The organism is Streptacidiphilus sp. P02-A3a, assembly GCF_014084105.1.
In the GTDB taxonomy this organism is placed as follows: Bacteria; Actinomycetota; Actinomycetes; order Streptomycetales; family Streptomycetaceae; genus Streptacidiphilus.
The window spans coordinates 4,906,937-4,922,378 of record NZ_CP048289.1 but is presented as its reverse complement, the minus strand read 5'-3'; the positions used below and the strand labels follow the sequence as shown (position 1 = coordinate 4,922,378).

At 72.9% G+C, this 15,442-nt stretch carries 14 protein-coding genes; 5 read left to right on the top strand and 9 right to left on the bottom strand.

Going from position 1 to position 15,442, the window contains the following annotated elements; translation table 11 throughout:
* The first annotated feature begins 8 nt into the window (after positions 1-8).
* A complete protein-coding gene (locus GXP74_RS21415; protein WP_182452786.1) occupies positions 9-1,106 on the top strand; it encodes a DUF6528 family protein in 1,098 nt (365 codons plus the stop codon).
* 133 nt (positions 1,107-1,239) lie between these two features.
* Entirely contained in the window at positions 1,240-1,632 is a 393-nt protein-coding gene (locus tag GXP74_RS21410; protein ID WP_182452787.1) for a MarR family transcriptional regulator, read from the top strand.
* Between the two features lie 157 nt (positions 1,633-1,789).
* Here the strand turns inward: GXP74_RS21410 and GXP74_RS21405 are convergent, their stop codons facing one another.
* Positions 1,790-3,223, bottom strand: coding sequence for an endo-1,4-beta-xylanase (locus GXP74_RS21405; protein WP_182452788.1), 1,434 nt, complete (start codon positions 3,221-3,223; stop codon positions 1,790-1,792).
* 112 nt (positions 3,224-3,335) lie between these two features.
* The gene (locus GXP74_RS21400; protein WP_182452789.1) at positions 3,336-5,978 is read right to left on the bottom strand and encodes a glycoside hydrolase family 48 protein; all 2,643 of its coding nucleotides are present in this window, start codon (positions 5,976-5,978) and stop codon (positions 3,336-3,338) included.
* 307 nt (positions 5,979-6,285) lie between these two features.
* Here GXP74_RS21400 and GXP74_RS21395 point away from each other — a divergent pair, with 307 nt between their 5' ends.
* Positions 6,286-6,753, top strand: a complete 468-nt coding sequence (locus GXP74_RS21395) for a helix-turn-helix domain-containing protein (RefSeq protein WP_182452790.1) — start codon at positions 6,286-6,288, stop codon at positions 6,751-6,753.
* Positions 6,754-6,823: 70 nt separating this feature from the next.
* Here the strand turns inward: GXP74_RS21395 and GXP74_RS21390 are convergent, their stop codons facing one another.
* The 5 genes from GXP74_RS21390 to GXP74_RS40715 all read right to left on the bottom strand — a co-directional run bounded on the left by GXP74_RS21390 (position 6,824) and on the right by GXP74_RS40715 (position 11,499).
* Positions 6,824-7,426 (bottom strand): ClpP family protease, encoded by a 603-nt coding sequence (locus GXP74_RS21390; RefSeq protein WP_182452791.1) that lies wholly within the window; start codon positions 7,424-7,426, stop codon positions 6,824-6,826.
* 1 nt (position 7,427) lies between these two features.
* Positions 7,428-8,066 carry an ATP-dependent Clp protease proteolytic subunit gene (locus GXP74_RS21385; RefSeq protein WP_182452792.1) on the bottom strand — a complete coding sequence of 213 codons (639 nt, stop codon included), beginning with the start codon at positions 8,064-8,066 and terminating at the stop codon, positions 7,428-7,430.
* Between the two features lie 148 nt (positions 8,067-8,214).
* Positions 8,215-8,928: a hypothetical protein gene (locus tag GXP74_RS21380; RefSeq protein WP_182452793.1), complete on the bottom strand. Its 714-nt coding sequence runs from the start codon at positions 8,926-8,928 to the stop codon at positions 8,215-8,217.
* A 256-nt stretch (positions 8,929-9,184) separates the two neighbouring features.
* Positions 9,185-9,658 carry a DUF5955 family protein gene (locus GXP74_RS21375; protein WP_182452794.1) on the bottom strand — a complete coding sequence of 158 codons (474 nt, stop codon included), beginning with the start codon at positions 9,656-9,658 and terminating at the stop codon, positions 9,185-9,187.
* A gap of 35 nt (positions 9,659-9,693) precedes the next feature.
* Complete coding sequence (locus GXP74_RS40715; RefSeq protein ID WP_225448055.1) at positions 9,694-11,499, bottom strand: zinc ribbon domain-containing protein; 1,806 nt, start codon at positions 11,497-11,499, stop codon at positions 9,694-9,696.
* A gap of 640 nt (positions 11,500-12,139) precedes the next feature.
* Here GXP74_RS40715 and GXP74_RS21365 point away from each other — a divergent pair.
* The gene (locus GXP74_RS21365; protein WP_182452795.1) at positions 12,140-12,559 is read left to right on the top strand and encodes a hypothetical protein; all 420 of its coding nucleotides are present in this window, start codon (positions 12,140-12,142) and stop codon (positions 12,557-12,559) included.
* 25 nt (positions 12,560-12,584) lie between these two features.
* On the opposite strand, the gene GXP74_RS21360 is transcribed toward GXP74_RS21365, so the two are convergent.
* Both GXP74_RS21360 and GXP74_RS21355 read right to left on the bottom strand, forming a co-directional pair.
* Entirely contained in the window at positions 12,585-13,520 is a 936-nt protein-coding gene (locus tag GXP74_RS21360) for a sugar kinase (protein WP_182452796.1), read from the bottom strand.
* On the bottom strand, positions 13,517-14,185 hold the full coding sequence (locus tag GXP74_RS21355; protein WP_182452797.1) for a bifunctional 4-hydroxy-2-oxoglutarate aldolase/2-dehydro-3-deoxy-phosphogluconate aldolase: 669 nt from the start codon (positions 14,183-14,185) through the stop codon (positions 13,517-13,519). The genes GXP74_RS21360 and GXP74_RS21355 overlap by 4 nt, the downstream gene beginning before the upstream one ends.
* Positions 14,186-14,273: 88 nt before the next feature.
* Here GXP74_RS21355 and GXP74_RS21350 point away from each other — a divergent pair, with 88 nt between their 5' ends.
* On the top strand, positions 14,274-15,440 hold the full coding sequence (locus GXP74_RS21350; RefSeq protein ID WP_182452798.1) for a mandelate racemase/muconate lactonizing enzyme family protein: 1,167 nt from the start codon (positions 14,274-14,276) through the stop codon (positions 15,438-15,440).
* Positions 15,441-15,442 lie beyond the last annotated feature (2 nt).

Here is a 15,442-nt window from a genome sequence, read left to right as displayed (position 1 = left end):
ATGACCCCATGGGCCCCGACACCGCGTTCCCCCCGGCTCCGAGCAGGCGCGACGTCCTGACCGCCACGGCGGCGGCGCTGGGCGCCGCCACCGTACCCGCCCCGCCGCCCGCCGCCACCCGCCGCCCGCGGCAGCCCCGCGACGACGGCCCCCTACCGACCCTGAGCCTGCTCCTGGCCGCCGACCAGGCCAGCGAGCGGGTCCTGGTACTGGACCCGAACGACCCCAGCTGGCTGGACGGCGACGCGCCCCAACGCCGCTCGGCGCGACAGGCGGCCCTGTGGTCCTGGTCGCCGACCGGCGACAGCAGCCTGGACCACCTCGCCCCCAAGGACACCTGGCGGCTGGTCAGCGAAGCGAAGTACCGCCTCAGCAACGGCCGGCAGTGGCTGCTCACCTGCGCCTCCGCGGGCCTGGCCGCCGTCGTCCCCTACCCCACCGGCCGCGCCTACTGGTCCACCGCCACCAGCGGAAACGTCCACACACTGGAACTCCTGCCGGACGGCAACGTCGCGATCGCGGCCAGCGAGGCCGGATTCGTCCGCCTCTACGCCGCCTCCCAGGGCCCGCGGGCGACCCGCTGCGCCCAGTTCGACCTGCCCGGGGCGCACGGCCTGCAGTGGGACGCCGTCCGTCAGGTGCTGTGGGCGCTGGGGGACCGCCTGCTGGTCGCGTTGGACGTCGGCGGCGCGCCGGACGATCCGCGGCTGACGACCGTCCTGGCGGTGGAGCTGCCCGCCCCCGGCGGCCACGACCTGTCGGTGCGCGCGGACGACGGCGACCGGCTGTGGGTCACCACCGTGGGCCACGTCTACCAGTACTCCGTCACCGGCGCCGACTTCACCGCCTACCTCGGGCAGCAGGACATCGACGGACCGGGGGTCAAGAGCGTCGGCGACGACCCGCTCACCGGCCAGGTCCTGACGGTGGCCCCGGTGACGGACAACCCGTGCCCCTGGTGCACGTCCACCATCGACTTCCACGCGCCCGACGGCCGTCAGCGCGTCGAGGGGGCGAGCCTGTACAAGGCCCGCTGGATGCCCGGCCCGCTCTCCGCCTGGCTGGGCGGCCCGGCCGAAGGACCGTGGGCGGCCCGGGCCCGCTGAGCTCCGCCACCCCTGGCGGGGGAGCCCTCGGTAAAGTAAGGCACTGCCTCATGGTGAAGCACGTACATAAAATTTCGGGAGCGCTGGCCGACGACAGCGACGGCCTGCTGTCGACCCCGGCGTCCGGGCGTCGATGAGCCTGTTCGCGCCCGGCGGCGGTACGCTCCCGCTGGAGGCGGCCGCGGCCGTCCGGTCGGCCGCGCAGGCAGTGGACCGGCTCCGCTCCCACGGGACGCAGGGACGCGGCATGAGCGCGGGGGCACGGGACGTCCTCGTACGGTTGAGCGCCGCCACGCGGTCCGGTCTGGCCACCGGTGAGATCGCCCACGCCGGCGGGGTGAGTTCGCGCAACGTCACCGGAGTGGTCGACACGCTGGAGCGCGACCAGCTTGTGCGGCGGGTCCAGGACCCACACGACCGCCGGTCCGTCCGGGGCCAGATCAACCTGTGCCTGCGTCTGGTCGGGAACCAGCGCCGGATCGAGCAGTACCTGAGCACCGAGCGACCCGACCAACCGCCCCCCTGAGCCCAGGACCGGCCAGCTCGCCGGCCTCGACGCCTTTCTGGGGATCGTCACCGGCGTCGACCTGATCAGCGAGCTCTACGGCGAGGACCCCCAGGCCGACCGGGCCACGGCCGCACCGGCGGCGACCTGACGGCCGCAGCCGTCGGCCGCGTTGCGCTCAGCCGACGCAGCTGACGCCGCCCAGGCTGAACGAGGCGGGTGCCGCGAAGTCGCCGGTCTGGGTGGCCTGGAAACCGAAACTGGCGGAGGCACCCGGGGCGAGGGTCCCGTTGTAGCTGAGGTTGGTGGCGGTGACCTGCCCGGTACTCGGGCTGATGGCCGCGTTCCAGGTGGAGCTGACGGCCTGTCCGCCGCCCAGGGTGAAGACCAGGGACCAGGCGCCGAGGGTGGTGGCGCCGGTGTTGGTCAGGGTGATGTTCTCGGTCATCCCGGTGTTCCAGGCGTCGACCGAGTCGGCCACCTGGCAGCCGCCCGCAGGAGCGCCGGGGGACCCGGAAGCGGAAGGCGGGGCGGAGGCCGACGCGGAGGCGGAGGGGCCGGTGGCGGAGCCGCCCAGGGCGGCGACGACGGCGCCGTACGCGGGCTTGGGCTGGTAGTCGCTGTCGAACATGGTGGCCGCGCCGTAGCCGGGGAAGGTGCCCGGGATCCAGGAGTCGGCGTCGCCGACCCCCCACTGGGAGACCCCGACGCAGCCGCTGACGGCCAGGCAGTCCTGGACCACGGCGGCGTAGTCGTCGGCCTGCTGGGCCAGGTCGGCGCTGGTGGCCGGGAGCGGGATGCGGTCGTCGAGCTCGGTGACGGCGACGTCCACGCCCAGCGCGGTGAAGCGCTCCAGGTTCGCCGCCATCGTCGACGGCACCTGCCCGAGGATGAAGTGGCTCTCGAAACCGACGCCGTCGATCGGCACGCCCTGCGCCTTGAGCGACCGCACCAGGGTGTACATCGCGTCGCTCTTGGCGTTCTCCCCCTCGATGTTGTAGTCGTTCAGGTAGAGCTTGGCGCCGGGGTCCGCGGCGTGGGCGGTCCGCAGGGCGTCGGCGATGTAGCCGCTGCCCATCGCGTTGAAGAAGACGTCCTGCTTGAGGGTGCCGTCGTCGTTGAAGGGCTCGTTGACCACGTCCCAGGAGTAGACCTGGCCCCGGTAGTGGGTGACCTCGGTGGTGATGTGGCCCTCCATCGCGGACTGCACCTGGGCGCTGGGCAGGCTGGACACCCAGGACGGCAGCTGGCTGTCCCACACCAGGTTGTGCCCGCGCACCCGCATGCCGTTCGCCTGGGCGTAGGAGACGATCTGGTCGCCGGGGGCGAAGTCGTAGCTCCCGTCGGAGGGTTCGGTGGTGTCCCACTTCATCTCGTTGCCGGGGGTGACCATGTCGAACTGGGCGGCGGCGACGGCGGTGAGCGCGGGGACGCCCAGGTTGCCCTGGGTCAGCGCGGTGCCGAAGTAGATGCCCTTCGCCTCGGCGAGGGACTTGAGGCCGCCGCCGGTCGCGCCCGCTCGGGCGCTCAGCGCGGTCAGCAGGAGCGCGACTGCCGCGAGTGCGGCGGCCACCGCCAACAGGCGGTGCCGCAGGCGTGCGTGGACTGACACCGTGGTGTCCTTTCCTCGGGCGGACTGGGCGGACTGGGCGGGCGGGCGGAGGTGCGGGCGGGCGTGCGCGTGCGCCCGGGCGACGGACCCGGGCGCACGCGCGAGGGGCCGGTCAGGTGGAGGTGACGGTCACCGTCGGGGCGGTGTTGGTGCCGGTGTACGTGGCGCCGAAGCCGAAGCTGGTGCTGGCACCCGGGGCGATGGCGTTGTTGTAGGTCATGCTGGTGGCGGTGACCGAGGTACCGGTCTGGGTGTAGCCGGCGTTCCACATGTTGCTGATGGTCTGGTTGCCCGGCCAGGTCCAGGTGACCTTCCAGGTCTTGGTGGCGGTGGTGCCGTTGTTGGTGATGGTGACGTTGCCGTTGAAGCCGCTGCCCCAGTCGCTGCTGACGCTGTAGACAGCCGTGCAGCTGCCGCCGGCGGGCGCGGCCGAGGTGGTGACCGACAGCGCGGCGGAGGCCGCCGAGGTGTCGCCCGCCGGGTCCTGGGCGGTGACCGTGTACGAGTAGCCGGTGGCGGGCGTCAGCCCGGTGTCGGTGTACGAGGTGCCGGTGGTCAGGCCGACCTTGGTCGAGCCCCGGTACACGGTGTAGCCCGCCACACTGCTGGCCGAGTCGGTGGACGCGGTCCAGGTGAGGGTCACCGAGGTGCTCGTCACGTTCGAGGCCGCCAGACCGGTCGGCACCGTCGGCGGGGTCGCCGTCGGACCGGTGCCCGCGCCCTCGAACAGCTCGCCGTACACCGCGTAGGCCATGGCGATGTCCGCCTGCGCCCAGAAGCGGTGGTACGTGAAGACGGGCGCGGCCCCGCCGTTCAGGTAGGTCTGCACCTGCGACCAGTTCGGGTCGCTCTTGTACCAGGAGCGGATGGAGGTGAAGGTGGCCCCGGGCACGATCGCGTCGCCGTTCGGCATCTTGCCCGACCAGCCGGTCGGCACGTACACCGTGGCGCCGAACGAGCTGTAGTCGGTGCGGGTCTCCGGAACCGAGATGCCGATGGTGTCCGCGAACGTCGCCATCACGTCGAGCAGGCTCTTCGCCAAGGCTCCTGACGCCGTGTCACCTGACTTGGCCGAGTAGTACATCAGGGTCTTGGCGTACGCCGCCGCGACACCGACGTCGTTGCCGTAGTCGACCACCGAGACGTGCAGCCCGGAGTTGGCCCCCGGGGTGGTCGGGTTCCAGGTGTCCGGCTGGCCGGACCAGCCGAGCGTGGACGGGATCTGGAAGTTCGTCGCGGTGACCGTGGTCTGCGAGACGGCCCAGGCCACCCACTTGTCCAGCAGCGCCTTGGCCCTGGCGTCGCCGGTCACGTAGTAGTACTCCGCGACGCGCTCCATCGACCACGCCTGGAAGCCGAACCAGTTGTTGCTCGGCGGGTCGTGGTAGACCGGCTCCCAGTCGTAGGCCATGCCGTAGAAGGTCGAGGTGCCCGCGGGCGGGGTGGCGTACTGCCCCTCCCAGCTGTTGGTGCAGCCGCCGGCCATGGCGCCCTCGGCCGACTGGAGCCACTGGTAGAACTCCAACTGCCGGGTCAGGCTGCCCGACCAGTCGCTCTGCGCGGTCGGGGACTGCGGGGTCAGCGTGGCCACGGTGGACAGCGCCCAGGCGGCCAGCGGGTTCTGGTACCCCTGGTGCGAGGCGCCGTCGCCGATCCGCCAGGCCCAGCCGCCGCCGGCCTCGGCCCCGCCCCAGGCGTAGTACCACGACAGCAGGTAGTGCTCGGAGCTGCGGCCGGTACCAGCGGCGCAGCTACTGGCGTTGACGCAGTCGCCGATCTGCTTGAAGTACTTGTCGAAGAACGCGTACCGCAGGTAGTCGCCCATCTTGGCGGCCTTCGCCACCGAGGCGGCGATCTGGCCCTCGGCGCCCTGGGCCGAGGCCCAGCGGTAGGCCCAGTACGCGGCCTGCACCGCGCGGGAGTCGGCGTCCGGGGCGTCGGTGTACTTCCACTGCTTCGAGTACGCGCCGCTCTGCGCCACGAACAGGTCCAGGTACCCGTTCGGGCCACCGTAGTTGAACAGGTCGGTGGTGGGCTGCGGGATCGTCAGCCACACCGACTCGGCGGAGCCGCGCTGGTAGCTGTTGATGTACGACGGCCCGCTCGCGCTGGGCCCGGCCTCCGCGCCGGTGCCGGGCGTGTTGCCGTAGCCGTACTTGTTGTCGACGTCCAGCAGCCAGTGCATGCCGTAGACGTCCGCGGTGCCGTAGGTCGACGTCAGCTCGTTGGCCAGCGGGTCCTGGCCCACCGGGACCGAGGTGTTGAGGGCACTGGGGTAGTCGCTGGGGGAGGGCCACTCCGGGGCGTACGTCGCCGGTGAGCTCGGGTTGTACGAGCTGTTGGTCGGCTGGTCGGTGTGCGTGGGGATGATGTAGTGCTCGGCGGTGGTCCACGCGTTGTTGAACGCCGTCCAGTCCCCGGTCACCCGGCCGTAGGTGGCCTCCAGCCACATCCAGAAACTGAACGCCTCCGAGGTCGTCTGGTGCCCGTAGTCCGGGGCCTCGACGATCAGCGTCTCCACGCTGTGGTACGGGATCCCGGCCGCGCTGAAGTAGCCGTTCGCCGGATTCTTGATCTTGTTGTACTGGGTCAGGAACTGCTGGGTGTACGCGTCCGTCGCGGTCGTCGCGCTCGCGGCGCCCGACGCGGCGCCGCCCGCCGCCGCGGCTCTGGCGATGGAGGGCGCGGCGGCCACGGCCATCAGCGCGCCGCTGACCGCGGTGGCGAACCGCCTTCGGGACAGGGACTCGGACATAACGGGACTCCTCCTTCGTGGACCTACGGGATCCGAAGCTGAATGGGAGCGCTCCCAATCTCAAGCGCATCAGGCCCTTCATGGGGTGGATGAAAGGGGGGCGGCGTCGGCCGGGAGAGTCGACGCATCAACTCTCTTGGTGGTGGCCTTGTGTGACGCCGGGTCATATCAAGTCATCTCGCTGATGCACCGTCAAGGTGTCGCGCTGCGTTCATTTGTCGAACGCGGGTGTCCTTCGGCCCGTGGCTTCGCCCAGGGCAGAGCGCCGCTCCCTTCCCCGGGCGCCGCGGATCCCTAGGCTGGAGGGGTGAGCACTCCTGCGCCGAACGAAGCCCGCGTCATCCCGCTGCGCCCGGCGGCCCAGCCGCCCGGCTCCGAGGGGGCGCCCCGCGTTCCGCAGCGGCCGAGGGGAACGCCCCCGGCCCCCCGGCCGAGGGAGCCGTTGTGGCGCCACCTGGTCGGCGGCGCGCTGCGGCGCGAGCGGCTCGCCCAGGAGCGCACGCTCAAGGACGTCGCGCAGGCGGCCCGGATCTCGATGCCGTACCTGTCGGAGCTGGAGCGCGGGCGCAAGGAGGCCTCCTCCGAGGTGCTCGCCGCCGCCGCCCAGGCCCTCGGCCTCGGCCTGGGCGACCTGCTCTCGCTCGCCCAGGACGAGCTGGCCCAGCACTCCCGCGGCCGGGTGGTCCGCGACCGGGTGGTCCGCGACCGGGTGGTCCGGGACCGGGAGCGCACGGCGCCCACGGCGCGGTACGACGGCCTGTGCCTCGTGGCCTGAGCGGCCGGCGCCGGTACAACGGGGCGCGGCGCCGTTGTACCGGCGGGCCTCGGGGCCCGGTCGCGCGGGGTCAGGCGAACGCGAGGCGGCGGCGCAGTACCTCGTCGGCGAGCCCGTAGCTGACGGCCTCGTCGGCGGTGAGCACCTTGTCCCGGTCCATGTCCGCGCGCAGCGTCGCCGTGTCGTGATGCGTGTGCCGGGACAGGATCTCCTCCACCTGGGAGCGGACGCGGACCATCTCCTTGGCGGCGAGGCTGAGGTCGGAGACCATTCCCCGGCGGCCGTTGCTGGCCGGTTGGCCGAGCAGTACCCGCGCGTGCTGCAACACGAACCGCCGTCCGGGATCCCCGCCGGCCAGCAGCACCGCGGCGGTGGACGCCGCCTGGCCGACGCAGAACGTGGAGATCGGCGCCTGCACGAACGTCATCGTGTCGTAGATCGCCATCAGTGAGGTGAACGAGCCGCCGGGCGAGTTGAGGTAGATCGAGATCTCCTGCTCGGGGCCGGCCGACTCCAGGTGCAGGAGTTGCGCGATGACCACGTTGGCGACGCCGTCGTCGATCTCGGTGCCGAGGAAGATGATCCGCTCGTTGAGCAACCGGCTGAAGACGTCGTAGGACCGTTCGCCCTGCGCGGTGCGTTCGATGACGTAGGGAACAGTGTAGGAGCCCATGTCACAACCCCATCCGAGGACGCGAGGTGGTCGGGCGGATGCTGGCGAGCGACTCCACCACCCGGTCCACGATTCCGTACTCCTTGGCCTGTTCGGCCGTGAACCAGCGGTCCCGGTCGCCGTCCCGGGTGATCGTCTCCTCGCTCTGGCCGGTGTGCTCGGCGGTGATCTTCTCGATGGCCTTCTTGGTGAACTGGAGGTTCTGCGCCTGGATCTCGATGTCCGCGGTGGTGCCGCCGATGCCCGCCGAGGGCTGGTGCATCATGACCCGCGCGTTGGGCAGCGCGAAGCGCTTGCCGGAGGTCCCCACGGTGAGCAGGAACTGGCCCATGCTGGCGGCCATCCCCATCGCCAGCGTCGAGACGTCGTTCGGGATGAGCCGCATGGTGTCGTAGATGGCGAGGCCCGCGGTGACCGAGCCGCCGGGGCTGTTGATGTACAGGTTGATGTCGGTGTGCGGGTCCTCCGCCGACAGCAGCAGCAGTTGCGCGCACACCCGGTTGGCCGACACCTCGTCGACCTGGGTGCCGAGGAGCACGATCCGCTGGGCGAGCAGTTGGGCCGCGAGGTGGTCGTCGAAGCGGCTGGGCGCGGTGTCGCCCTCCTCCGCGCGGGGTTGGAGGGTGGTCAGTGGAGTCATCGGGTCTCCTTGTCGAGGCAGGAACGCCGTTGACTCCACTCTTGCCCCTGGGAGGACCGCGGAGGTGGTTGCTCTGCCCGCGGCAGATTCGCCACCGGCAGAACGGCGGCGACGCGCAGGTCGCGCGGGGTGGGGCGCCGCTGGCGGGTCAGCCCGTGGACTCCAGGCTCGCGCCGGTGATCACCCCGTCGCGCACGGTGTAGTCGCCGCTGTAGTCGGCCGTGCTGCCGTCGGAGTTCCGCGCCACCAGGGTCACCGTCACCGTGTCCCCGCTGACGCCGGTGACGGCGACGGTGTCCTGGGTGGTGTCGCGGAAGCCGGAGACGAAGCTGGAGTACGGCTCCCCGAGGTGGTCGCCGCCCAGCTGCCAGGCCGCCTGGTAGTCGTGCTGGTTGATGTCGTTGTAGTAGGCCGTGACCACGCCGGCCGGATCGGTCGGCGAGGCGCTCGCCGACGCCGAGGCGCTCGGCGACGGCGAGGGTGAGGGCGAGGGCGGGGTGGGGGAGGGTGCGCCGGTCCCCGGCGCCGAGTCGGTGGGCGCGGCGGCCGGGGAACCGGCCGTGGGCGCGGCGTGCGTGCCGCTGCCGGATGCCCCCGGGCGGTGCGCCGGGGTACGGCCGGACGTCCCCCGGCTGAGCAGCACCGCCAGGCCCGCGGCCAGTACCAGCGCCAGCAGCACGCCCACCGCGATCAGCGTCCGGCGGCGCCGGGCGTCCGCCCGGCCGTGATCGGGATCGGGGTCGAAGCCGGGGTCGAAGCCGGGGTCGGGATCGGGGCCGTCGGGTTCGGGCGGTCCGCCGGTCGGCGGACCGAACCCCGGCGGCGCGGGCACGGCGGCCCCTGGCTCGTGCCGGATCGTCACCGTCTCCTGCTCCGAGCCCGAAACCGGCCCCGGCCCCGGCCCCGGCTCCGGCTCTGGTTCCGGCCCCGGCTCCGGCCCCGGCTCCGGCTCTGGTTCCGGCCCCGGCTCCGGCTCCGAGGCCGCCGGTACCGCTGCGACCGGGGCGCCGCAGCGGGTGCAGAACCGGGTCGCGGCGCTGCTCAGTGGCGCCCGGCAGTACTGACACGTCGTCATCTCTGGCCGTACCTCCCCCCGGTAGCCGCCCCCGGCTCCGGTCTCAGGCAATCCCGAACAGCCGCTTGACCGCTTCGACCAGGACGGTCACCGCTCCGGTCAGGCTGGTGGCCCCGCCGACGGCCGCTTGCAGCGCGGCCAGCATTCCCCGCAGGCGGTAGCGGTCGGGGTGCGTTCCGGAGGTCTCGGCCACCAGCTCCTCGGTGACTTCCACCGCCGCCGGTCGGTCGGCCAACTCCTCCTCGGTGGAACGGAGTTGGGCCAGCAGGTCGGTCAGGAACCGGTGGAGTTCGGCGCGGGTCGCGGGCCTGGCCGGTTCCGCTGCTGCTCCGGCCGCGTGGGCCGAGGCGCGGGAGGAGTCCCCGGAGGCGATGGCGACCCCGGTGAGGGTGCTGTTCCCCCCGATGGTGATGTCGCCGCCGCCGCGCCGCCCGCGGCGGCGCGCCCGGTTCGCTCCCGCGTCCGGCTCGTTCTCCGCGTCGTCGCCTTCCCCACCCGGTAACTGACTGTCCGTCATTTCGTTTCCCCTTGTTGATTTCCTTTGCCGCGCGCTCAGTTGGACGGCTTGCCGGAGGTGGCCGTGGACGCGGCGCCGCGGCCCACGCTCAGCGCCACGCCGTTGAAGCTGTTGTTGTCGCCGATGCTCAGGCTGTTGTTGATGATCGTCTCCACCCGGCGGCGGAGCTCGCCGGCGTCGATGTTCCTGTCCTCCAGGAACTCGGCCAGGGCGTCGAAGATCCGCTTCTCCGCGACCTTGGCGTACATCTCCTTGTCCAGGACCTGGAAGTAGCGGTGGTAGCCGAGGGTCCGGCCCCCGTTGTCCAGGAAGAGCCCCAGGACCGCGCGGAGCACCGGAGCCAGTACCGGCTCCAGCGGTCCCAGTGACGGGAAGCGCTGCGGCACCCGCGAACGCAGGTCGCTGGCCGCTTCGCGGACGCTGATCCGGGCGCCGTGGTCGAAGGTGAACTGCTCCTTGATGGACTTCATCTGGCGGCGCTGGCGGCGCCGCTGCCGAGGACCGGCGAAGAGCTGCCGGGCGGTCCGCGGCACGCACAGCAGCACCATGCCCGGCCAGCGCACGCCGCTGGCCACCGCCAGGCCCAGCAGTTGGCGGACGGACGGCCGCAGCAGCAGGTCGTCGACCTCGTAGTAGGCCCAGTGCAGCGGTGGCAGCAGGGTGTGGTTGGCCTCCACGAACAGGTGGCTGGCCGAACGGTGGAGCCGCAGGAACAGGGTGTAGACCAACTGCCCGCCCCAGCCCACCACCTCGACCGCGAGATAGGGTCTGGCCCGGTCCTCGGGCCGCTCCCGCAGGCTCTCCAGCAGCTCCTCGTCCACCTGGGCCACCGGCCGCCGGGGAACCCCGGTGTCGCCGGCCGGGCGGCCGTCGTCGCGGTGGTCGACGGCGACCAGGAACCGCGCGTCGTGGTGGACGTCGGCGCCGCTGACGAAGAGCCGGTCGCCGACGGTCAGGCCGGGCAGGTCGAGGTCGGCCACCCGGCCGCGGATCCACTCCTGCAGCTCGCCGGCGGTGAAGTCCTCGACCGCCTGTTCCTCGTCGTCCGCGATGGTGGTGTCCAGCGCGAAGGACCAGCTGTCCAGGGTCCAGCCGTGCCCGACGAAGGGGTCGAAGCCGCGGTAGGCGGTGACGTTGCCCTGCTGGTACTCCCTGACCCGGTCGAGCTGCTGCCGCGTCAGACCGCGAGCGGCCGTGGAGTCCCGCGGCAGGGAGTCCTGCGGGGTGAAGGCGCCGCGGCGCAGCCGGTGCGCGGTGGCGCCCCAGCGGGCCAGGTACGCCTCGGTGAGGATCACCACCCAGGAGAGCACGAAGAACAGCAGGAACAGCCACGCCGACTGCGCGACCGCGCTGACCAGCATCAGCAGCACCGAGGCGACCAGGGCGGCGTCCCGGCGCAGGTGCCGGGCGCGGGCGGCGACCACGTGCCGCATCACGGCCACCAGGTCGATGCCGGGGGAGCGGGCGATGCCCAGGAGCGGCTCCTCCAGCACCTGCTCCACCAGGAGTTCGGCGAGGCCGCTGTTCAGGTGCACGGCGGCGCACAGGTACCGGGTGGCCTCGTGCCGCTGCCAGGAGGGCACCGGGGCGGGCGGGTCGGCCCCCGGCCGCTGCCGTACCCGCGGCGGCGGGGCGGCCTGCTCGGGCAGCGGGACGCCGGGCCCCGCGGCCGCGTCGGCGGGTGCGGGCGCGGGTGCGGGCGCGGGCGCGGGCGGTGCGGGTGCGGCCGGTGGGGGAGGGGTGGGAACGGGCGCGGGCGCCGCCTCGGCCAAGGACGCGCCGCACTCGCCGCAGAACCCCGCCTCGGCCGGGTTCTCGTGCTGACAAGTGGAACACCGCATGGGTTGACTTCCTTCGCTCTGCCGCCGAGTGGGTTGGGTTCGGCGGGGCCCCGGAGATCGCCGGGCCTCATTCCGGGAAAACGGCATGGCGGTGCCGCGGACCGAAAAATCAAGGAAATTCCCGTCGCCGGATCGGGCCGTCGTCCGTCGTTGTGTCGACTTTCTCCGCCGTGATCGCGCGGCCGCCCGCTGCGGCCCGTATATCGGTGATCGCCCTGGGGAGCAGCGGTATCCGGCGGTACCACCGGCCCCAGGGAAGTCTGGGTCGGACTGGTCGCCCGAGGCCGCGCCCCGGGCGGGAGGAATTCATCCTGTGCGCGCTGCCGAGAGCGTCCCCGGTGTTCCGGTCGTATCTCGGTAAGAAAGTTTTAGCCCTCTCCCGGTCCGACCAGCAGGCATTTGGACCGACGAGGCCAAATCGTTACCGGAGGGCCGTCGGAGCCACCGGAGGCCCGTAATCGCCACGGAAATCATCACGCCGGACAATGCCCCGCGAAGATCCGCCCCGGGGGGGGTTCCTCCGTGTTTCCTGGGAGAAGCCTGAAAGTTTCCGCTCCCCGGCGGAACCTCCCCGGTGACGGCGAACGTCCTAGGGGCCGCAGTGACTTCTGCACCGTCCAGTCACCAGGGAGGCAGCCGCGTGGGCACCATCAAGAGGATCACTCGCAGAAGGACCGGATCCGCGGCGGCGGTCGTGGCCCTGGCCGCGGCCGCGCTGGCGCTGGGCGCGGGGGCCGCCTCGGCCAAGTCGGTCGTCGACGTCGGCGTCAGCGGCCACAGCGTCCAGGTCGGCCGCACGGTGCAGGTCAGCGCGTCGGGCGGGAACGACATCGCCGGCTCCCGGGTGCAGCTGTGCATAGACGAGCGGGTCGGCCAGGGCGGCTGGCAGACGATCCGCTGCACCGCCGTCGAGAGCCAGCAGAACGAGAGCCTGCGGCTGGCCGTCAAGGCCCAGCACCGCGGCGAGCTCCAGTTCCGCTCCCAGCTCGTCGCCGTCCCCAACGCCCACCACCGGGTGCCGCAGCAGACCTCGGCGACCGTGGTGGTCCGGGTGCGCTGAGCGGACGGCGCGGCGCCGCCCCGCCTCAGCGCAGGGCGGCGCCGTCGCCGCGGGCGAGCAGGGCCAGGCCGGCCCTGGACGGCAGCGCCTCCCAGTCGCCGTGCGCTCCGACGCAGAACGCCCCGGCGGTGGCGGCCCGGCGCAGCCGCTCCTCGGCGGTCAGCCCGTCCAGGGCGCCGGACAGGTAGCCGGAGACGAAGGCGTCCCCGGCGCCGACGCTGTCCACCACCGCGACCCGCAACGCGGGCTGGTACCTGCTGCCCCCGGGCGTGTGGCAGTGCGCCCCGTCCGCGCCCGCGGTGACGACGACCTGCGCCACGCCGCGCGCCAGCAGCTCGGCCACCGGGTCCGCCGCCGCGCTGAGCAGGTCGAGCTCGTCCGCCGAGGCGAAGACGGTGTGCAGCAGCGGCAGCAGTTCCCGCAGCACCGCCGCCGCCTGCGGCCGGGGCCACAGCCGTTCGCGGTAGTTGACGTCCAGGGAGACCCGGATCCCGGCCGCGTGCGCGGCACGGGCCGTGGCCAGGACCGCCTCGCGGGCGGTCTGCGACAACGCCGGGGTGATCCCGGTCAGGTGCACCAGCCGCGGGAAGGTGGAGCTCAGCGCCACCGAGCACTCCTTGGCGGTCAGCGTGGACCCGGCCGAGCCGGCCCGGTGGTAGCTGACCCGGGTGATGTCGTGGGCGGGCTGGTCGAAGGCGACGAACCCGGTGAACGCACCCCGCGCCGCACGCGCGAAGCGGGTGTCGACCCCCTCGGCCCGCAGCGTCCTGCGGACCAGGTTCCCCGGCTGGTCGTCGCCGACCGCGCCGACCCAGCAGACGTCGTGGCCGAGCCGGGCGAGGCCGATCGCCACATTGCTCTCGGACCCGGCGACCGAGAGCTGCGCCGCGCCGCCGAGCCGCATCGGCGCCGCGGTGCGGACCGAGACCATCGCCTCGCCGAGGGTGAGCACGTCGGTCATCGGCCCGGCCCCCGCCGCGCGTCGCGCCCCGCCGGTACGGCACCGGCGGCGCCGACCGCCGCGAGCAGGGCCGCGGCCCGGTCCGCGAGCTCGGCCTGCGCGCCGCCACGGCCCGCGGAGCCCAGCAGCGGGGAGCCGACGGCCACCGCGCGGGCCCCGGCCGCCAGGTACCGCGGCGCGCTCGTCGCGTCCACACCGCCCACCGCGACCAGCGGGGCGGTCGGCAGCGGGGCGAGCAACTCCCTGATGTAGTGCGGACCGTGGGCACCGGCGGGAAAGATCTTCACGGCCGCCGCGCCGAGGTCCAGGGCGGTGAGCACCTCGGTCGGGGTGAGCGCCCCGCACAGCAGCGGCAGACCGAGGGCGACGCTGCGCCGGGCGCCGGGGGTGATCGCCGGGGTGACCGCGAACTGGGCCCGCGCCTCGGCGGCGGCCTCGGCCTGGTCGGCGGTGAGCACGGTCCCGGCCCCGACCAGGACCGAGGGCGGGCACTGGGCCCGCGCCCGGGCGATCGCCTCCAGGGCCCCCGGGGTGGTCAACGACACCTCCAGGGCGGTGATCCCGGCGCCGACCAGGGTACGGACGCAGTCCAGGGCCCGTTCGGGGCCGTCGGCACGGATGATCGCAAGCACTTTGCGTTCCGCTATCTCCGCGAGCAGGTTCACAGTAGCTTCGCTTCCCAAGTTGTGGATGACACTTCCAATATACGCAAGACATCATCCATAATACGATCAGTCAACCCCTGGAGAGCACATGCGCATCACAGAAGTGACGACTCACATCCTCAAGCAGTCAGCGGAGACGGCCTACCTGGGGAAGCTCCCGGACGGGACCGCACCGCGGGCCGACCCCGGGTACTTCGTCCGCCCGCCCTGGCGCAGCCTCTACTCCGCGCGGATGGAGACCGTCCTGGTCCGCGTCAGCACCGACGACGGGCTGGAGGGATGGGGCGAGGCCCTGGCACCGGTCGGCCCCGAGGTGGTCGCCGCGATCATCGACCGGCTGCTCGGCCCGTGGCTGCTCGGCCGCGACCCCCGGGCGGTGCGCCCGCTGTGGGACGGGATGCGCGACCTGATGCGCGAACGCGGCCACCTGGTCGGCCACCAGGCCGACGCCCTGGCCGCACTCGACATCGCCCTGTGGGACCTGACCGGCAAGGCCGCCGGACTGTCGGTCGCCGAACTGCTCGGCGGCGCCTACCGGACCCGGATCCCGGGATACGTGTCCGGCCTGCCCGGGGACACCGACCAGGCCCGGGCCGACCTGGCCGCGGCGTTCGCGGCCCAGGGCGCCACCGCGGTGAAGCTCGCCGCCGGCAACGGCATCGACGCCGACCTGGCCACCTACGACGCGGTGGCCGCAGCGGCCCCGGGGATACGCATCGCCGTGGACGCGCACTGGGTGTACTCCCTGCCGCAGGCACTGGAGCTGGGCCGCGAACTCGACCACCGCCGCGCCCTGTTCTTCGAGGCGCCGCTCGCGCCCGAGGACACCGAGGGCCACCGCGAGCTCGCCTCCCGGATCACCACCCCGGTGGCGGTCGGCGAGGCCATGCGCAACCGCTACGAGTTCCGCGACTGGATCTCCCGGCGCGCCCTGGGCGTGGCCCAGCCGGACGTGGCCCGCACCGGCATCACCGAGGCCGTCGCGATCGCGACCCTCGCCGACGCGCACCACCTGCCGGTGGCCTACCACCACTCCGTCGGCCTGGGCGTGGCCCTGGCCGCCGCGCTGCAGGTCAGCGCGGCGACCGCGAACTGCCCCTTCTTCGAGTTCCAGCACACCCCGCTGCCCTACGCCCAACGGATCCTGACCACCCCGCTGGCCGCCGGGCCCGCCGGGTTCACCCTGCCCCAGGGGCCGGGCCTGGGCATCGAGATCGACCACGAGACGGTCCTGCGCCTCGTCAAGGAGAGCTGACC

Excerpts from the sequence above, each read along its gene's own strand:
- GXP74_RS21415 (WP_182452786.1), top strand. The coding sequence starts at position 9 with ATGGGCCCCGACACCGCGTTCCCCCCGGCTCCGAGCAGGCGCGACGTC.
- GXP74_RS21410 (WP_182452787.1), top strand. The coding sequence starts at position 1,240 with ATGAGCCTGTTCGCGCCCGGCGGCGGTACGCTCCCGCTGGAGGCGGCC.
- GXP74_RS21400 (WP_182452789.1), bottom strand. The coding sequence starts at position 5,978 with ATGTCCGAGTCCCTGTCCCGAAGGCGGTTCGCCACCGCGGTCAGCGGC.
- GXP74_RS21390 (WP_182452791.1), bottom strand. The coding sequence starts at position 7,426 with ATGGGCTCCTACACTGTTCCCTACGTCATCGAACGCACCGCGCAGGGC.
- GXP74_RS21385 (WP_182452792.1), bottom strand. The coding sequence starts at position 8,066 with ATGACTCCACTGACCACCCTCCAACCCCGCGCGGAGGAGGGCGACACC.
- GXP74_RS21375 (WP_182452794.1), bottom strand. The coding sequence starts at position 9,658 with ATGACGGACAGTCAGTTACCGGGTGGGGAAGGCGACGACGCGGAGAAC.
- GXP74_RS40715 (WP_225448055.1), bottom strand. The coding sequence starts at position 11,499 with ATGCGGTGTTCCACTTGTCAGCACGAGAACCCGGCCGAGGCGGGGTTC.
- GXP74_RS21360 (WP_182452796.1), bottom strand. The coding sequence starts at position 13,520 with ATGACCGACGTGCTCACCCTCGGCGAGGCGATGGTCTCGGTCCGCACC.
- GXP74_RS21350 (WP_182452798.1), top strand. The coding sequence starts at position 14,274 with ATGCGCATCACAGAAGTGACGACTCACATCCTCAAGCAGTCAGCGGAG.